This is a genomic window from Luteibacter anthropi (assembly GCF_023699965.1).
In the GTDB taxonomy this organism is placed as follows: domain Bacteria; phylum Pseudomonadota; class Gammaproteobacteria; order Xanthomonadales; family Rhodanobacteraceae; genus Luteibacter; species Luteibacter anthropi.
Map to the genome: position 1 here is coordinate 3011207 of NZ_CP077072.1, position 15823 is coordinate 3027029.

12 protein-coding genes are annotated in these 15823 nt (G+C 65.1%); 5 read left to right on the forward strand and 7 right to left on the reverse strand.

The window, feature by feature from the left end; genetic code table 11:
* The first annotated feature begins 10 nt into the window (after positions 1-10).
* Positions 11-1003 carry a sensor histidine kinase gene (locus KR767_RS13095; protein ID WP_166949853.1) on the forward strand — a complete coding sequence of 331 codons (993 nt, stop codon included), beginning with the start codon at positions 11-13 and terminating at the stop codon, positions 1001-1003.
* Between the two features lie 140 nt (positions 1004-1143).
* Here the strand turns inward: KR767_RS13095 and KR767_RS13100 are convergent, their stop codons facing one another.
* The 5 genes from KR767_RS13100 to KR767_RS13120 are packed head-to-tail and all read right to left on the reverse strand — an operon-like array spanning position 1144 to position 6221.
* Positions 1144-1602: a TlpA family protein disulfide reductase gene (locus tag KR767_RS13100; protein ID WP_250876596.1), complete on the reverse strand. Its 459-nt coding sequence runs from the start codon at positions 1600-1602 to the stop codon at positions 1144-1146.
* A complete protein-coding gene (locus KR767_RS13105) occupies positions 1599-2774 on the reverse strand; it encodes an NHL repeat-containing protein (RefSeq protein ID WP_250876597.1) in 1176 nt (391 codons plus the stop codon). The genes KR767_RS13100 and KR767_RS13105 overlap by 4 nt, the downstream gene beginning before the upstream one ends.
* A 2-nt stretch (positions 2775-2776) precedes the next feature.
* Positions 2777-3358 carry a response regulator transcription factor gene (locus KR767_RS13110; protein ID WP_166949859.1) on the reverse strand — a complete coding sequence of 194 codons (582 nt, stop codon included), beginning with the start codon at positions 3356-3358 and terminating at the stop codon, positions 2777-2779.
* Positions 3355-4635: an ATP-binding protein gene (locus KR767_RS13115; protein WP_250876598.1), complete on the reverse strand. Its 1281-nt coding sequence runs from the start codon at positions 4633-4635 to the stop codon at positions 3355-3357. Before KR767_RS13115 ends, KR767_RS13110 begins: the two co-directional genes overlap by 4 nt.
* A gap of 50 nt (positions 4636-4685) precedes the next feature.
* Positions 4686-6221, reverse strand: a complete 1536-nt coding sequence (locus KR767_RS13120; protein WP_166949861.1) for a peptide MFS transporter — start codon at positions 6219-6221, stop codon at positions 4686-4688.
* Between the two features lie 272 nt (positions 6222-6493).
* Between KR767_RS13120 and KR767_RS13125 the strand changes: the two genes are divergently transcribed.
* The 4 genes from KR767_RS13125 (at position 6494) to KR767_RS13140 (ending at position 9110) form a co-directional block, all read left to right on the forward strand.
* Positions 6494-6865: a diacylglycerol kinase gene (locus tag KR767_RS13125; protein ID WP_250876599.1), complete on the forward strand. Its 372-nt coding sequence runs from the start codon at positions 6494-6496 to the stop codon at positions 6863-6865.
* A 216-nt stretch (positions 6866-7081) separates the two neighbouring features.
* On the forward strand, positions 7082-7705 hold the full coding sequence (locus tag KR767_RS13130; RefSeq protein ID WP_250876600.1) for a LemA family protein: 624 nt from the start codon (positions 7082-7084) through the stop codon (positions 7703-7705).
* On the forward strand, positions 7705-8610 hold the full coding sequence (locus KR767_RS13135; RefSeq protein WP_250876601.1) for a TPM domain-containing protein: 906 nt from the start codon (positions 7705-7707) through the stop codon (positions 8608-8610). Before KR767_RS13130 ends, KR767_RS13135 begins: the two co-directional genes overlap by 1 nt.
* Positions 8610-9110 (forward strand): TPM domain-containing protein, encoded by a 501-nt coding sequence (locus KR767_RS13140; RefSeq protein ID WP_250876602.1) that lies wholly within the window; start codon positions 8610-8612, stop codon positions 9108-9110. The genes KR767_RS13135 and KR767_RS13140 overlap by 1 nt, the downstream gene beginning before the upstream one ends.
* Before the next feature lie 378 nt (positions 9111-9488).
* Here the strand turns inward: KR767_RS13140 and KR767_RS13145 are convergent, their stop codons facing one another.
* Together KR767_RS13145 and KR767_RS21335 are read right to left on the reverse strand one after the other, a co-directional pair.
* A complete protein-coding gene (locus tag KR767_RS13145; RefSeq protein WP_250876603.1) occupies positions 9489-12518 on the reverse strand; it encodes a TonB-dependent receptor in 3030 nt (1009 codons plus the stop codon).
* Between the two features lie 284 nt (positions 12519-12802).
* A complete protein-coding gene (locus KR767_RS21335; RefSeq protein ID WP_284732844.1) occupies positions 12803-15727 on the reverse strand; it encodes a TonB-dependent receptor domain-containing protein in 2925 nt (974 codons plus the stop codon).
* Between the last annotated feature and the right edge of the window lie 96 nt (positions 15728-15823).

The following is a 15823-nucleotide window of genomic DNA, read 5'->3' on the forward strand; positions in this document are numbered from 1 at the left end:
GATGTAACCGATGGAAGAGGGCCGTTCGCAGGGGACCCGGCGTCGGCGCGGATCATTCCGCGCTCGCATTGCCGTCGTTTTCGGATTGCAGACGCTGGTGGTCGTGATCGCCTCGATCATGGCGGCCAATAACGTGGCGCCTTTGGGCGCCGCGGTAGCGATCATGCTTTGTTCCGCTGGCCTGGCCTGGCTGGCGGTGTCACGCGAGTGGCTGCCCATCGCCGCGCTGGCCCGCCTGCTCGATGGCTGGGACCCCGATCGTCCGGACATGGATCGCCTGCAGGACGAGGGCGGCAAGCGTTCCGACACGGACGTGTCGTCGCTGATTCGCGGTCTGCACGGGCTGGCCTCGCGCATCGAGGGCTTCGGCGAGCGCGAACGTAACTTCACTCGTGACGCCAGTCATGAACTGCGTAGTCCGCTCACCGTGATCAAGATGTCCTCGGACATGCTGGCCGACGAGACGGATCTATCAGAATTCGGCCATCGTTCGCTGGAGCGCATCCGCCGCTCCACGCGCGAGCTGGAATCCCTGGTGGAAGCGTTTCTGATTCTCTCGCGTGAGTCCGACCAGGGGCTCTCGGAAGAGGATTTCGTCGTCAACACGGTGCTTCGCCAGGAAGTGGATCACGCGCGGGAGCTGATTGCCGGGCGCCCGGTGGAGCTGATCCTCGACGAGCCGGCCACCTTTGCCCTGCATGCCTCGCCGCGGGTATTCGCCGTGCTGTGCGGGCAGCTGATCCGCCACGCGTTGCAGCAGACCGACCAGGGCACCATCGTGGTCACGGTGATGCCGGGCAGTGTCAGCGTGATCAACCCGGCAGTGGATGCGCCGGAACCGGGCAGTCGCCGACACGCCTCGGTAGACCGGCACGGTTTCGACCTCGCCATCGCCCGACGCCTGTCGGATCGTTTCCAGTGGCCGCTGGAACTGCGGGCCCTCCCCGGCGCCAGCCGCATCGCAAGCGTCCGCTTCCCCAACCCCCAGCCCGTAGAAGCGTAATACCCGATCTCTGTAGGAGCGCGCCTTGCGCGCGACCCGGGATCTACGAGAAGCGCATCGACCTCCTGTAGGAGCGCGCCTTGCGCGCGACCTGGGGCTTACGACATGCCCGGTCGCGCGCAAGGCGCGCTCCTACAGGGTTAGTCGAGCAGTTTGGCGATGCGGGCCTTGTCCAGCGCCCCGCTTGCCGCCTTCCTGCGACCATCGGCATGAATCACCAATGTGCGCGGCGTCTCACCACCCCAGGTCTGGTCGATGAGGAAGTCGATCCGGTCGGGCGTGGCCTCGGCGTAGGCCCGCGAAGGCACGTCGTCGAGCTTCGCCGCATGCAGGCGATTTTCCAGCGCGGATGCCCTGGACATCGGATCGGTCGCCACGAAAACGAGTTCCACCTCGGCATGCGAGCGCTGCCAGTCTCGCAACGCGGCAAGGTTCTGCTCGCAGTAAGCGCAATCCAGCGACCACAGGGCGATCACCCGCGTGCCCTTGGCCGGCTGCGCAAGCAGGGCTGGCACATCGGCAATGGCAAGCGGCGTGGGCGCAGCCGCATGAACCGGCACCACGACAGCGAAGGCAAGCAGACCCATCAGGCGTTTCATTGCAAAGCCTCCGTGGGAACGAGCCGGAACTGACCTTCGGGATTCCATGCCACGAAGGCACGGTGGTCCCAGAGCACGAGCTTCGGCCAGCCCGATGCGCCGTCGGTATGGGCGATCTGGCGTGGCTCGCCGAAATGCACGCCGCCATCCGTAGACTCGCGCAACATCAGGTCGAGTCCTTTCGCCGTCATCTGGTGCCATACGATCCAGACGTGCTTCCCATCCACCGTCAGGTCTGCATGGGATGCGCCGAGGGTGGCAACCGCCATCTGCTGCAGGGGCTCCTTGCCCGGCACGAGCTGTCCATAGGTGATGGTGGGCTTGCCGGCGGTCACGCTGAACCATACGGCGTGGCGAGTGCCAGCGGCATCGATGGCAAGCGAAGGGCCATGATGCGGGCAGCCTTCGATATGCCACTGCGTAAACGTGGCGCGCTGCACCTTCAGCTTATCGTCGGCTATGGGCAGCGGCGTAAAGGCATGGTCGCGGATATTGTCGCCATAGATGGCGCGGAAGAAGGCATCGACGCTGCCGTCGGGTGCTCTGGCAAGAGCGATACGGCAGCATTCGCAGCTCTGGTCGATGATCTTGCGTTCGGGCGCGAAGTGTTCGCCGCGGTCGGTGGACCAGCTGTAATAGGTGGCCGCACCGAGATACGGCTTGCCCGATGCTTTTGCCGCTTCGAGATCGCGCTTGTCGATCCAGGCGACGGTGATGTTTCCCTTGCCATCCACGGCAAGCGAGTCGAAACGGTGCGTGATGTCCGCCTTGTCCGTGTGGACGGTACGCGGCGTATCGAAGTGCGTGCCCCCATCCAGCGAACGCGAGAAACGCACGTAACCCGACCACGGCGTCTTCTGCGGCTGTGACCAGGTCACATACAGCTCACCCTGCGGGCCCAGTGCGATCTTCGGGCGATTCTCTCCCTCGGCGTAAAGCGCCTCACCGATGGGATTGACGATGGTGGACTGCGTGAACTGTCGCCCCATGTCTTCGGATCGGCGTACCCTGACATGCTCGCCCACGGTGTCCACCACCCACAGGTGCCCGGCCGGGTCGATGGCCGCATCGAAACCCAGCGGCGCTTCATGACCCATGGTCATGCCATGCATGTCGTCCGCCTGGGCAGCGACAGTGAACAGCAGGCCGGCGAGCATCAGGCAACGGCGCATGTTCAGTGCTCTTCGGGACGCTCGCGGACGGGATGCTTGCTGAGCTTGCGCTGCAAGGTGCGACGATGCATGCCCAGACGGCGGGCGGTTTCGGAGATGTTGCCTTCGCATTCGGTCAGCACGCGCTGGATATGTTCCCATTCCAGGCGACGCAGGGGCAGCGGGGCATCCGGGGCGTCCACGAGATCGTCGATATCGGCCGGGCCGGCGTCGCCGTCGAGCAGCGCACGCACCACGGCATCGGCATCGACCGGCTTGGCGAGGTAATCGTGCGCGCCGCGCTTGATCGCCTCGACGGCCGTGGCGATGGATGCATAGCCCGTGAGCAGCAGCACGCGGATATCGGGCACCAGCGATTGCAGCTCGGGAATGAGGCGCAGGCCGTTCTCGTCGCCCAGCTTCAGGTCGAGCACGCAGTAGCGGGGCTGGTGACGGCGGGTGAGCGCTCGCGCATCGTCGGCGTTGTCGGTGGTGATCACCTCGAAACCGCGCGAGGTGAGGGCACGTCCGAGCACGCGGGCGAAGGTGGCGTCGTCATCGACGATGAGCAGGGGACGGCCGGTAGGGGGGACGAGGTCGTTCATGTCGGGTCTCCAATGACCGTAAGTGGCAGGCGCAGGCGCATCTGGGCGCCATGGCCGGTATTGCTGGCGGCAAGTTCGCCATCGAGGCGCTCTGCCGTGGCCTCGGCCAGCGCCAGTCCGATGCCGAGCCCGGTGTCTTTCTGCGACAGGCCTAGCGTACCCAGTTCGTCGAACTCGTCGAAACCCGGGCCCTCGTCCGTCACCACCAGCTCCAGCCAGCGGCCGTCGGTGTGGATGGCGAGCGAGACGAAGGTGCTGTCGTTCAGGGCCGAGGCGTCGGCCGCATTATTGAGCAGGTTGATCAGGGCGTGGCGCAGCCCGGGCGGCGAGCGCAGGGCCAGCCGCGCGGCGGCCTCGTCCACATCGAGCTGTACGTCGGCTTCCGGGCGCAGGAGCTGGAAACGCTCCATGCAGCTGTGAATGAACTGGTCGAGGGTGGTCTTTTCCGGCACCTGGGAGAGCTGGGCCTGGCCGAAGGCCACCATCTCGCGGAGGATCGTCCGGCAGCGCTCCACCTGGCCTTCGAGCAGGTCGAGGTCGTCGCCCAGCGCGTTGTCGCCCGCATGCTCGCGGCGGATCTCCGGGAGCAGGGTACGCATGGTGCCCAGCGGGGTGTTGAGTTCATGGGCGGCACCCGCCGCCTGCGTGGCGATAGCCAGGATGCCCTCGTCGCGCAGGGCGCGCTCGCGAATGCGCTGCACTTCGTCCTGCTGGATGCGGATGGCCTTGGCGAGGTTGCTGATGAACACGCCCAGCAGCACCGCCATGATCACGAAGTTCACGCCCAGGCCGGCGACGTAGAGGTCGAAGTCCATGCCCTTGTTGCCCAGCGAGGGCAGGGGCAGGTGATAAGGCACCAGCAGCACGTAGGCCACGCCAGTGAGAATCGCCACCAGCGACACGCCGGCGATGGACAGCGCGGCGGCTGACAGGCCGATGGGCACGAGCAGCAGCGTCACGAAGGGGTTGGATGCGCCGCCGGTGAAATAGAGCAGGTAACCCAGCACGAGCGTATCGAGCGCGATGTGCACGATCGCCTCGCCCTCGGTCATCTTCCAGGGCATGCCCAGCCGGAAGGACGCCGCGGCGGCGAAGACGGCCAGCACGCAGACACCGATCATCAGGGGCAGCAGGGGGATGTCCAGGCGCAGCAGGGTGACGCAGGACAGGATCGCGACGCTCTGGCCGGCGATGGCGCACAGGCGCAGCCAGGCGAGGGTTCGCGCAAGCGCGAAGGGACCGGAGCGGGACGATGGGGAATGCAGGTGGTCGCTCACGGTGGTCTCTCATGGTCGAAGGGCCGCCCGGGGGCGGCCCTTCGCGGGCATTACAGGTCTTCGTTGTGTACCGGCGGCACCGGCGGCACGCCAGCCAGCGCGTGATCCAGCGACAGCTTGCGCATCAGCGGCAGCATCACCACGGCGATGACAGTGCAGGCGACACCGACGAAGCCCAGTTTGTTGAACAGGCTGGTGTAGATGGGCAGGGACTCGAGCGGATTGTTGAAGCCGCTCGGGATGGCAGCGAAGTTGGCGATCACGCTACCGGTGTACTGCGAAACGCCGACGGCGACGTAGTAGGCACCCATCATGAAACCGCCCATGCGCGCCGGCACGTAGCGGGCGATCATGGCAAGGCCGAGGCCGCTCACCAGGATTTCGCCGAGCGAGTAGAAACCGTAGCCCCACACCATGTACCAGGACGAGATCTGGCCGTCGACGGCGGTCAGGGCGCCCAGGCCGTACATGAAGAAGCCGGCGGCGACGGCGACGAAGCCGAGCGCGAACTTGGCGGCCACGGGAAAGTCTTTGCCCTGCCTGCCGAGCGCGTTGTAGATCCAGACGAGGATCGGCGAAAGGATGACGATCCAGATGGCGTTCAGCGACTGGAACTGCTCCGGAATCCAGCGGAAGAGCTGGATGCCGAACAGGCTGAAGTCGAGATCGACGTTGCGCTGCGCGAACAGGTTCAGCGAGGTCGACATCTGCTGATAGAAGATGAAGAAGAAGATCGTCTGCACCGTGAGCAGCAGCGCGGCGATGAGGCCGGCGCGCTCGCCCGGTTCCACCGAGCGGATGAGGTGCACGAAGATGCCCAGGATCACCACGCCTGCGATGTACACGCAGATCTTGGCCACTTCCTGGTACTGCAGGATGAACGTGGAGGCCGCGATGATGGCGATGCCACCGAGGATCACGCCGAGGATGTTCTTCGCGACCAGCGGACGCTCATCGGGCGCGGAGCCGATGTGGGCCAGCGTGCGGCGCATGAAGTAATAGTTGACCAGGCCCAGCATCAGGCCGATCGAGCAGACACCGAAGGCGGTGTGCCAGCCCATCGCGTCGCCGTAGTGGGCGCCGACGTAGTCGCGGATCCAGGGGGTGAGCAGCATCGAGATCGTGGAACCGATGTTCACCGCCATGTAGTAGATGGTGAATGCGCTGTCGATCTTGACCTCGTCACCTTCGTAGATCTTGCGTACGAGGTTGCCCGCGTTGGGCTTGAACAGGCCATTGCCGAGGATGATGACGCCCAGGGCGGCATACAGGAACAGGCTGTTGTTGGTGGGAATCCACAGCAGCACATAGCCGATCATCAGGACCACGGCGCCGGTGAGCATCGCGCGACGCGTGCCGATGAACTTGTCGCCGATCCAGCCGCCGATGGCGGGGGTGGCGTAGATGAGGGCTGAGGCGGCACCCCAAATCAGGTTCGAGTCGGCTTCGGGAAAACCGAGCTTCTTGACCATGTAGGTGACCATCAACACCTGCATGCCGTAGAAGCCGAAGCGCTCCCACATTTCGATAAGGAAGACCGTGCTGAACGACCTGGTCTGTGAAACGGGTGGATTCTGAATTGCCATGTAGATTCCGGACACATTGAGACAGCGGGCCACTTCTGGAGCGTGGCTCCCGTTGCCATGACCCTGAACGGGCCATAACCTTTCAAGGTTACCGCAAATGGTCCGCCGGGTTGTGCTGCACCGCCAGAGGGGCGCGGCGATTCGCCACGCAGGCAGGCTTAAGCCGGTCGAAAGCTGGCCTGTGGCATAGTATTGGGCCGACCACAGCGACTTCTTCCGCCATGCCGCACGTTTTCCCGATCCACCGGCCAGCGGCCGGAGCCCGCTGACCCATGGCGACGACCGTTCCGCGTGGGCCGAAGCAGATTTTCGCCGCCTTCCAGTGGTCCATGAAGGGGCTGCGGGCGTGTTTCCGCCACGAGGCCTCGTTCCGTCTCGAGGTGTTTCTTGCCGTGGTCATCGTGCCGCTTGGCCTGTGGCTGGGCAACGGCGCCGTCGAGAAGATCCTGCTGATCACCTTCCCGATCCTGGTGCTGTCCGCCGAACTGCTCAATTCGGCCATCGAGGCGGTGGTGGACAAGGTAAGCCCCGAGTTCCACGAGCTGGCGGGCCGGGCCAAGGACATGGGCTCGGCGGCGGTCTTCCTGCTGCTGGTCATGGTCGCCCTCACCTGGGCCCTGATCCTCGCCCCCCGGTTTTTCTGAACCCCGCCCTGTAGGAGCGCGCCTGCGCGCGACCGGCGGTGTCACAAGACCAGGTCGCGCGCAGGCGCGCTCCTACGTGTCATAGCCCCTCTACCCCGTAGGAGCGCGCCTTGCGCGCGACCGGATGTGACGGCAGCCCCGTCGCGCGCAGGCGCGCTCCTACAACAGCAGGTATTTGCGTTACCTTGTGGGTGTAAACCCCAAGGAACCGCCGCCATGAAGACACTGCTCCGTACCTTTGCCCTCGTCCTTGTTGCCGGCTTCCTGTCCGGCTGCGGCTACAACGCCATCCAGCGCGAGGACGAAGCCGTGAAGGCGGCCTGGTCCGAGGTGCTCAACCAGTACCAGCGTCGTGCCGACCTGGTGCCGAACCTGGTCAATACCGTGAAAGGCTATGCCCAGCACGAAGAGCGTGTCCTTACCGAGGTTACTGCCGCCCGCGCCAGGGTGGGCCAGGTCCAGCTGTCGCCCGAGCAGGCGAACGATCCCGAAGCCCTGGCGAAGTACCAGGCGGCGCAGGGCCAGCTGTCGGGCGCCCTCTCGCGCCTGCTCGTGGTCAGCGAGAACTACCCGCAGCTCAAGGCCGATGGCTCGTTCCGTGACCTTCAGGCCCAGCTTGAGGGCACCGAGAATCGCATCACCGTGGCCCGCAACCGTTATGTGCAGGCGGTGCAGTCGTACAACACCCTGATCCGCTCGTTCCCGAACAACCTCACGGCCAAGGTCATGGGTTACCAGGTGAAGCCGAACTTCAGCGTCGAGAACGAGAAGGCCATCTCCACGGCGCCCACGGTCGACTTCGGCGGCAGCCCGGCTCCGGCGGCTTCGGCCGGTCACTGATGCGTTATCTCTGGGCGAAGTGGCTGTTCGTCGTCGCCCTGCTGGTGCCGTCGCTGACGGCGCTGGCGGACGACGCCAGCGTGCCGAAGCTCGCCCGGCACGTCACGGATCTCACGGGTACGCTCACGGCCGCCCAGGTCGACCAGCTCGATGCACGCCTGGTCGATCTGGAAAAAACCAAGGGTGCCCAGGTCGTGGTGCTGATGGTGCCCACGACCCAGCCCGATGATCTTGAGGATTACTCACTCAAGGTAGCCGAGACCAACAAGGTCGGCCGCAAGGGCAGCGACGATGGGGTGCTGCTGCTTCTGGCGAAGAACGACCGTCGCGTGCGCATCGAGGTGGGTTATGGCCTCGAAGGCGCGCTGCCGGATGCCATCGCTGCGCGGATCATCCGCGAGTACATGGCGCCCAGGCTGCGCACCAACGATTACTTCGGCGGCATCACCGAGGCGCTTAATGCGATTACCCAGATCGTGCAGGGCGAAGCGCTGCCGGCTCCGGTGGCGCCCGATGAAAGCCATGAGCGCCGTCGCGGCGGGGCAGGGCACCTGATCGTTCCCCTGCTGTTCGGTGTGCTCTTCCTGCGCGGCATCCTGGGCGGTGCGCCGCTGGGTGTGCGTGCGCCCATCGGTGGCGTCGTCACGGGTGGCCTCGGCTGGCTCTTCCTCAACTCCATGCTCGGCGGCGTGATAGGCCTGGTGGCGGGTGCGCTGTTCATGGCCATTCCGCTCGGAAGCGGTCGCTCCATTGGCGGCGGTGGCTGGGGTGGCGGCGGCTTTGGCGGCTGGGGCGGCGGCGGTGGTTTCGGTGGGGGCGGTGGCTTCGGTGGTGGGGGAGGCGGTGGCGGTTTCAGTGGCGGCGGCGGCAGCTTCGGCGGCGGCGGCTCGTCGGGGAGCTGGTGATGAGCATGCGACGGATCACGCAAAACCTGTTCGGCGAATGGTTCCGCATGGGGCGCGCCTTTCCTGCCGACGTGTTGGACACCATCACGAAAACCGTGAGCGAAGGCGAGGCCACGCACCGGGGTGAGCTGCGCGTGGCCATCGAGTCGCGCCTGCCCATCGTGGCCGTGGCTCAGGGCATGACGCCACGTGACCGCGCGGCGATGCTGTTTTCACATCTTCGCGTGTGGGACACGGAAGAAAACTGCGGCGTGCTGCTTTACGTGCTGCTCGCCGAACACCGCATCGAGATCGTCGCCGATCGCGGCATCGCCAGCCGCGTATCGACGGCCGAGTGGGAAACCATCACGGCCCACATGCGCGACGAATTCGCCGGCGAACGTTTCCGCGAAGGCGTGTTGACCGGGGTGGCCGAAGCCGGCGCATTGCTCGCCACGCACTATCCCGGCGACGGCGCCACCCGCGAAAACCAACTCCCCGACCGCCCCCTCATCCTGTAGGAGCGCGCCTCGCGCGCGACCGGTTGTCGCGAACATCATCATCATTTCGATTCAACCGGTCGCGCGCAAGCACGCTCCTACAACGCAACCTGGCGATAAGGTTTCCGTGTAGGAGCGCGCCTCGCGCGCGACCGGTTGCCGCGAGCATCATCATCGTTTCGATTTATCCGGTCGCGCGCAAGCACGCTCCTACAATGCAACCTGGCGATAAGGTTTTCATGTAGGAGCGCGCCTCGCGCGCGACCGGTTGTCGCGAGCATCATCATCGTTTCGATTTATCCGGTCGCGCGCAAGCACGCTCCTACTGGGTGGTTCGGGGCATAAAAAAACCAGCCCGCGTTGCCGCGGGCTGGTTTCTTTATCAACTACAGATGCTGCTTACAGGCTGAAGTCGTACTGCACCATCAGGCGGAAGTAGCGCGGCGTCTGGTAGTAGGTCGGCACGCGGTACGTCGAGGTGTACAGCTTCTGGCCGGCGGCTTCGCCGATTTCGTTGATGGCGATCGGCTTGCTGTTGTTCAGCACGTTGATCGCATCAAGCTGCACGGTCACGCCCTTGGCGTAGGCCGGGGTGTAGACGACGTTCGGGCTGAGCGTCCAGGTCCAGGGCAGGCGCTTGCCGTGGCCACGCTGGTCGACCTTGCCTTCGCAGTAGAAGTACGACGACTGATAACCCTCGATGCCGTAGGGGATGCCGCTGCCGCCGCCGAAGCAGCTCGACGGACGACCCGACTCGACCAGCATGTTCAGGCCCACGGACCATTCCGGGGTGAACTTGTAGCCGCCGTACATCTTGAAGCTGTGGCGACGATCGTTCGGCAGCCAGCCGTTCGAACCGTTCATCAGTTCCGGGTAGTCGAACGCGCTGGTGGTACCGGTGTCGGTCTGGGCGTTGTCGGACTTCACCAGGCCTTCGGTGTTGCCGTAGTTCTTCGCCCAGGTGTACGAGGCGTTGACGTACCACTTGTCGGTGGCCTTCTCGGCGGTCAGCACGACCGACTGGTAGCTACGCTTGGCCTTCGGACCGAACTTGTTGCCCGGGATCGTGACGTTGCGAAGCTGGCCGCTGCCGTCGAGATCGACGTCGAGGGTGAGCTTGCTGCCCGGGTTGTAGATGTAGCAGCCCGGCATGTTCGACGGCGGGGTGAACTTGTTCGGGCCGACGTCCAGGCCGAGCGACTGGCCGTAGGCGTAGAACGGACGCCAGTCGCAGGTGTCGTCGATGGCGTTGTTCAGGCGACGGTAGATGGCCTTGGCGCCCACCACCCAGTCGTTCACGAAGTCGTTGTCGCTGGTGATGCGGTGCTGCACGCCAAGGATGTATTCATCCTGCGAGTACGGCTTCAGGTCGCGGCTGGCCACCGAACGCGGGTCCGGCGTGGTGCCGTTCTCGCCGTTGACGATCTTGACCGGGCCGAGGGCCGAGCCGAGCACCGGTTCGCCGCGCTCGTTGACCTGGCCGTAGTTGAAGTCCTGCTGCGTGTAGTACGACGCGGTGGCGGCGCGCAGGGCGACGTTGGCGGCGATGGGCAGCGAGTAACGGCCGGCGGTACCGAAGATCTTGGTGGTGGAGTCACCGAACAGATCCCACGAGAAACCGAGGCGCGGCTGCCAGATGTTGCCCTGGCGCACGAAGTTCTTGCCATCGCCGTTCTGGTTGTTGAACGAGTCGTTGCGCACGCCGATGTAGGCGAGGAACTTGTCGCTGACCTGCCAGTTGTCCTGCAGGTACCAGGACTTCTGCTCGACACGGACGGAGCCGCCGGTGCGGTAGTTCTGCACCTGGACGAAGTCGCGGCCCTTCTGGTTGTACAGGGCGCCGTCGGTATCGGTCTGGTAGTAGTACAGCACGCCACCGGCGTAGCTCTGGCCACCGGTCGAGCGCCAGTTTTCCTTGCTGAAGCCGCCGGCGATGTCGTGGTCGCCGATCTTCCAGTCAAGGTCGATGCGCCATGCCGTACGCTGGTCTTCACCGTTGAAGATGTCGGTGGTGGACGCGGTGTAGCACGAGCCGTAGGGCTGCGAGGTGCCGTTGTTGGCGCTGTCGCGGCGGTCGAGCACGTACGGGCAGCCGGTGCGCGGACCGTTGATGTCGCCGTTGTAGCGGGTGTGGATGCCGCTCGGGCTGATGTAGTCCGACGAGTTCTTGCTCTTCATCTTGCCCCACTGCGCGGTCGCGGTGAGGTCGTCGGTGATGTAGCTGGTGTACTTGAAGATGTTGACGTCGCCACCGGTCTTCACACGACGCTGGCCACGGTAGTTCGTGGTCGACGGCACGCCGTCGGCGCCGTAGTTGGCCGTGAAGTAGTTGTTCGTCGTGTGCTTGGTGTTGTTCATCCCCGTGTACTCGAGGATGTTGCTGTCGTTGATGTTCCAGTCCAGCTTGATCAGGTAGAACGGATCGCTGTACGTGTTGCGCTGCGCGGCCTGGGTGGAGTTGCCCTTGCCCGTGCCCGGAGCGGTCGGGTAGAGCGTTTCCGATGCCTTGTGCGACTGGAAGATGCCGTAGAAGAACAGCTTGTCCTTGACCAGCGCACCGCCGAGCCACGCCGAGTAGACGTTGTCGTTGTTGGAGTTGCGGTCGTAGTTGCGGAACAGCGTGCCGTTCTTGCGGTAGGTCTTGTCTTCGTTCTCACGTGCCCACGCCGGGGTGTACACCCAGCTGGCGCCGCCCTTCCACTCGTTGGTGCCGCGCTTGGTGATGACCGAGGTCACGCCGCCGGTGGAGAAGCCGTACTGGGCGCCGTAGCCACCGGTCTGCACGTCGAGCTGCTGGATGGCCTGGAACGGCACTTCCGAGAACGACAGGTTGTTGTACAGGTTGGTGACGTTGAAGCCGTTGACGTAGTAGCTGTTCTCGGCGACCGAAGCGCCACCGAACGACGGCAGGTTGCCCAGGCGCGAGTCGCCCTTGGTCGTGCCCGGGGTCAGTGCGGCCACGTCGACGACGTTGCGCGGCACCGGCAGCTTGTCGAGCTGGTCGGCGGTGAAGCTGGTGCGCGACTCGACCGAGGCGACGTCGATGGAGGCCAGGGCGTTGGCCGACACGGTCACGGTGTCGAGTGCCTGGGCGCTGGCGTTCTCGGCGGCCGGCGCGGTGAAGTTCACCTGCGAGGACTGGCCGGCGATGACGTTGATGTCACGCGTGGTGACGGTCTGGCCGTTCTGCTGCACGTTGATGCGGTAGTTGCCCACCGGCAGCGACGACGCGCGGTAGCGGCCGTCTTCACCCACGGTCACGGTGCGCACGGCGCCCGAACCGAGGTTCTGGATCTGGATGGTCTGCGAGGCAGAGGCGGCGCCGTAGATGTCGCCGACGGTGCTCTGCGCATAGGCCGAACCTGCGAGCATGCAGGTGGCGAGCGCCGACACGAGCGCGGTGCGCTTCAGCATGGTGCTGCTAATCATGGTCAAAAGTCTCCCTGGCCCTGCTTCGCAGCAAGGCTGAACAGCTTGGTTAGCGCCGCGTGCGGCACTCGTTTGTGGGTAACGAAGGGTCTGGGTGTGGGGACACCCGCGTCGCACCAACCCTCGGGCGCATGGCGACGTAACATGAACATAACGCGACCGTCACCGGTCCGCAAGAGTTTGCGCGTATATCAGTCAAATGATGGGCGATATACGCGTTTTCGGACTATCGGCGTAGGAAAAGCCTGATTTATCGCAAGTTATGGCGCTTAAGCGGCCATTTCTCAGAACTTCTGCTGATATCCGACGTAGAAGTAGCGGTCAATATCGAAGCCGGGGTTGTACGGCGGGCTGCCGTTACCTGCGCTGGATACGTTGTAGTAGAGCGGCCCCTTGCGGGCGAAGACATTGTTCACGCCCAGCCGGAAGCTGGCGTTCCACGGGGCCTGCCAGCGCAGCTGGAGATCGTGGAAGGCCACGGCGCCCTTGTTGCTGACGCCGGGGGCGCCGGAAAGAGCGTTGATGACCTCCGGGTTGCTGCATTCCACGGCAGGCGACCAGCAGGAGTCCTTCAGGCCTGAGAAATAGCGCACCGTCCACGTGGCGCCGAAGCGTTTCCAGTTCCAGTCGAGCGACAGGTTGGTGCGCAGGCGATAGAGGCCCTGCATGTTGTCCATATAGCCCGCCAGTTGTCTGGGTGCCGAGCCGGCGCTGGTGGCTTGCGAGTAATCCTTCAGGTAGGTGCTGTCGGACGAAAGGGTGAAGTCGCCGTATCGCGTGCTGGGCAGGCGATAGCGGATGCCCAGGTCGTAGCCTTCCGTGCGCAGGGTGCCAAGATTGGCGAGGCTTTCGTTCAGCGAGGCGATCTGGCCATCCGCGGTACGGGTGAAGCGCCCGCAGTAGGTCGGATCGTTGCGGACATAGCAGTAGTTGAGGATATCGGCGGCCAGGATCGGCGTGATGACGTCGCGGATCCGGATCTTGTAGTAATCGAGGGTGACGTCCAGGCCGTCGAGGTAGCTCGGGCTGTAGACGAGCCCTGCCGTGCGCGTGATCGACGATTCCGGCTTCAGCGCCGGATTGGCGCCGGTGCGGAAGGGCACCGGATTCTGGCCACCACCCGTGGAGCCGATGACGGCACCGCTCTGGTCGATCTGGCGATAGCGCGTGGGTACGCCCGTGGCTGCACAGCGCGCCCGCACCGAGGCATCACTGGCGGCGGCGCCATAGGCGCTGTCGCACGGGTCGAGGAAGCTTTCGAAGCTTTCGCTGGTGCCGGCGTAAAGGTCGGCAACGGTGGGGGCGCGGAAGCCTTCCGCATAGGTGCCGCGCAGCAGCAGGTCGTCGAACGGCTTCCAGCGGAAGCTGTACTTGCTGCGCGTGCCGCCACCGAAGGCACTGTAGTGCGAGTAACGCGATGAGGCATTCACCGCCAGCTCGTGCGCGAAGGGCAGGTTGGCGAGCAGCGGGACGTCGAATTCGAGATAGGCCTCGTTGACGATGTAACCGCCCCGGGTCGGATCGCTCGCGAGCTGGGTGGTGTCGCCGGCCGAATCGGCGGGGTAGGGCGTGTAGCGACCGTTCTCGTTGCGGTGCTCCAGGCCGCCTGCCAGGCGCAGCGTGCCCGCGGGAAGATCGACGAGGCCGCCGGTCAGGTTTGCCGTGAAGTCATTGGTGCGAGTGACCTGGTGCGAGGTGCCGGTCGAGCTGACGTAGTTCCACACGGCATCGCTGGTGGCGCCCGGTCCTGCCAGGATATTCCAGGGTAAGCAGCCGGCAGCGCGGTCAGCCGCGCTGGCACAGGCGACCTGGCCATCGACGACAGCGGTGGCGCCCAGTGCCTTGCGGGCATTGACGAGGTTGATGTTGCCGCTGGCCGTCAGTCGCGAGCGTGCCTCGGAATACGCGTAGGTGACGTCCCAGTTCCAGGTGTGGTCGTTCCACTGGAAGGTGCCCTCGGCGCCGATGTCGCCATGCAGGGTCTTGTTCTGCGACCAGTTGATCCGGGGCACTTCCACGGTGCGGCGGAAGAATGCCGTTTGGTAGCCTGGAAACGGGTTGTACGCATTGGCGGGGTCGATATACAGGCCGCCGTCGCGTGCCGAACTGGTTTGCAGCGGGTAGCCCGCAGTGCGCCAGCTGGAATCGCGCACGCCATAGCTCGCCATGCCGCGCAGCGCGATGTCGTCGGTGAGGTTGTAGCGACCGGTGCCGAACAGGTTGCGCAACTTGCTGCCCGCCCGGAACGTCATGTCACGTGCAGTGGCGTATTTGTCGGCGTTGCTGGAGGCATCGTAGGGGTGGTAGTCGGCGAGACTGGCCGGATTGCCTGCCAGGCCACCGGGATGATCGATGACGTAGCGGTTGGGGGTCCACAGGCCGTCCGCGCCATAGCGCCCCGCGCCCGGCGTGCCCGGTGCACGCGGATCGACCACGCCGCCGTAGGCGCCCATGCTGTAACCGGCATCCGGATGGCGAGGGCCAGACGAGTAGCGCGTGAGGTCGCGCTTGCTGTCCATGATGGGATCGCCGTCTTCGTAGCTGGCGCCCAGGATCAGCGACGAGCGTTCGGTGCTGCGCCCCCAGGTGAAGTGGCCGTTCTTCTGGCTGCCGTCGCCCTTGCCGTTGACACCGTAGAGCACGTCGGCCGAGGCACCCTCGAAGCGATCGGTGGTGATGATGTTGATCACGCCACCGATGGCATCGGAGCCATAGATGGAGGAGGCGCCATCCTTGAGTACTTCGATGCGCTCGACGATGGACACCGGAATGGTGGATAGGTCGGTGAGGCCGCCCTGGGTGGTGGTCCAGCGCCGGCCGTTGACCAGCACGAGGGTGCGCACGGCACCGAGATTGCGCAGGTTGGCGTAACGTCCGCCCGCGTCGTTGCTCGACGAAAGTGAATCCTGCGAGGTGACTTCGGGGGTGGCCGCGAAGGGCATGCGGCCGACGATATCGCCCAGGCTGGTGAGCCCGGTGGCCTGGATGGCCTCCCGGTTCATGGTGAATACGGGCTGCGCGGTCTCGACATCGGTGCCACGGATACGCGAACCGGTGACCGTGACGTTCACCGGTGCGAGCATGGCGGCGGGCGACTGATCCTGCTGCGCGTACGCAGGGCTGCCGGCCAGGCCGGCAGCGAGCGCCAGCACCAGCGCTGAGCTTCGGCCCCCGCCGAAGTGGCGCCCGTGCCTGGAACTGTCGTACATAACCCCGAAAACCTCCCGATCCCCCGCCAGCCCTCACCCGGGGTCGACGATCCCGGGACCATAGCGCGTGCGGCGGGGGTGCGGCAACTGCCGCCG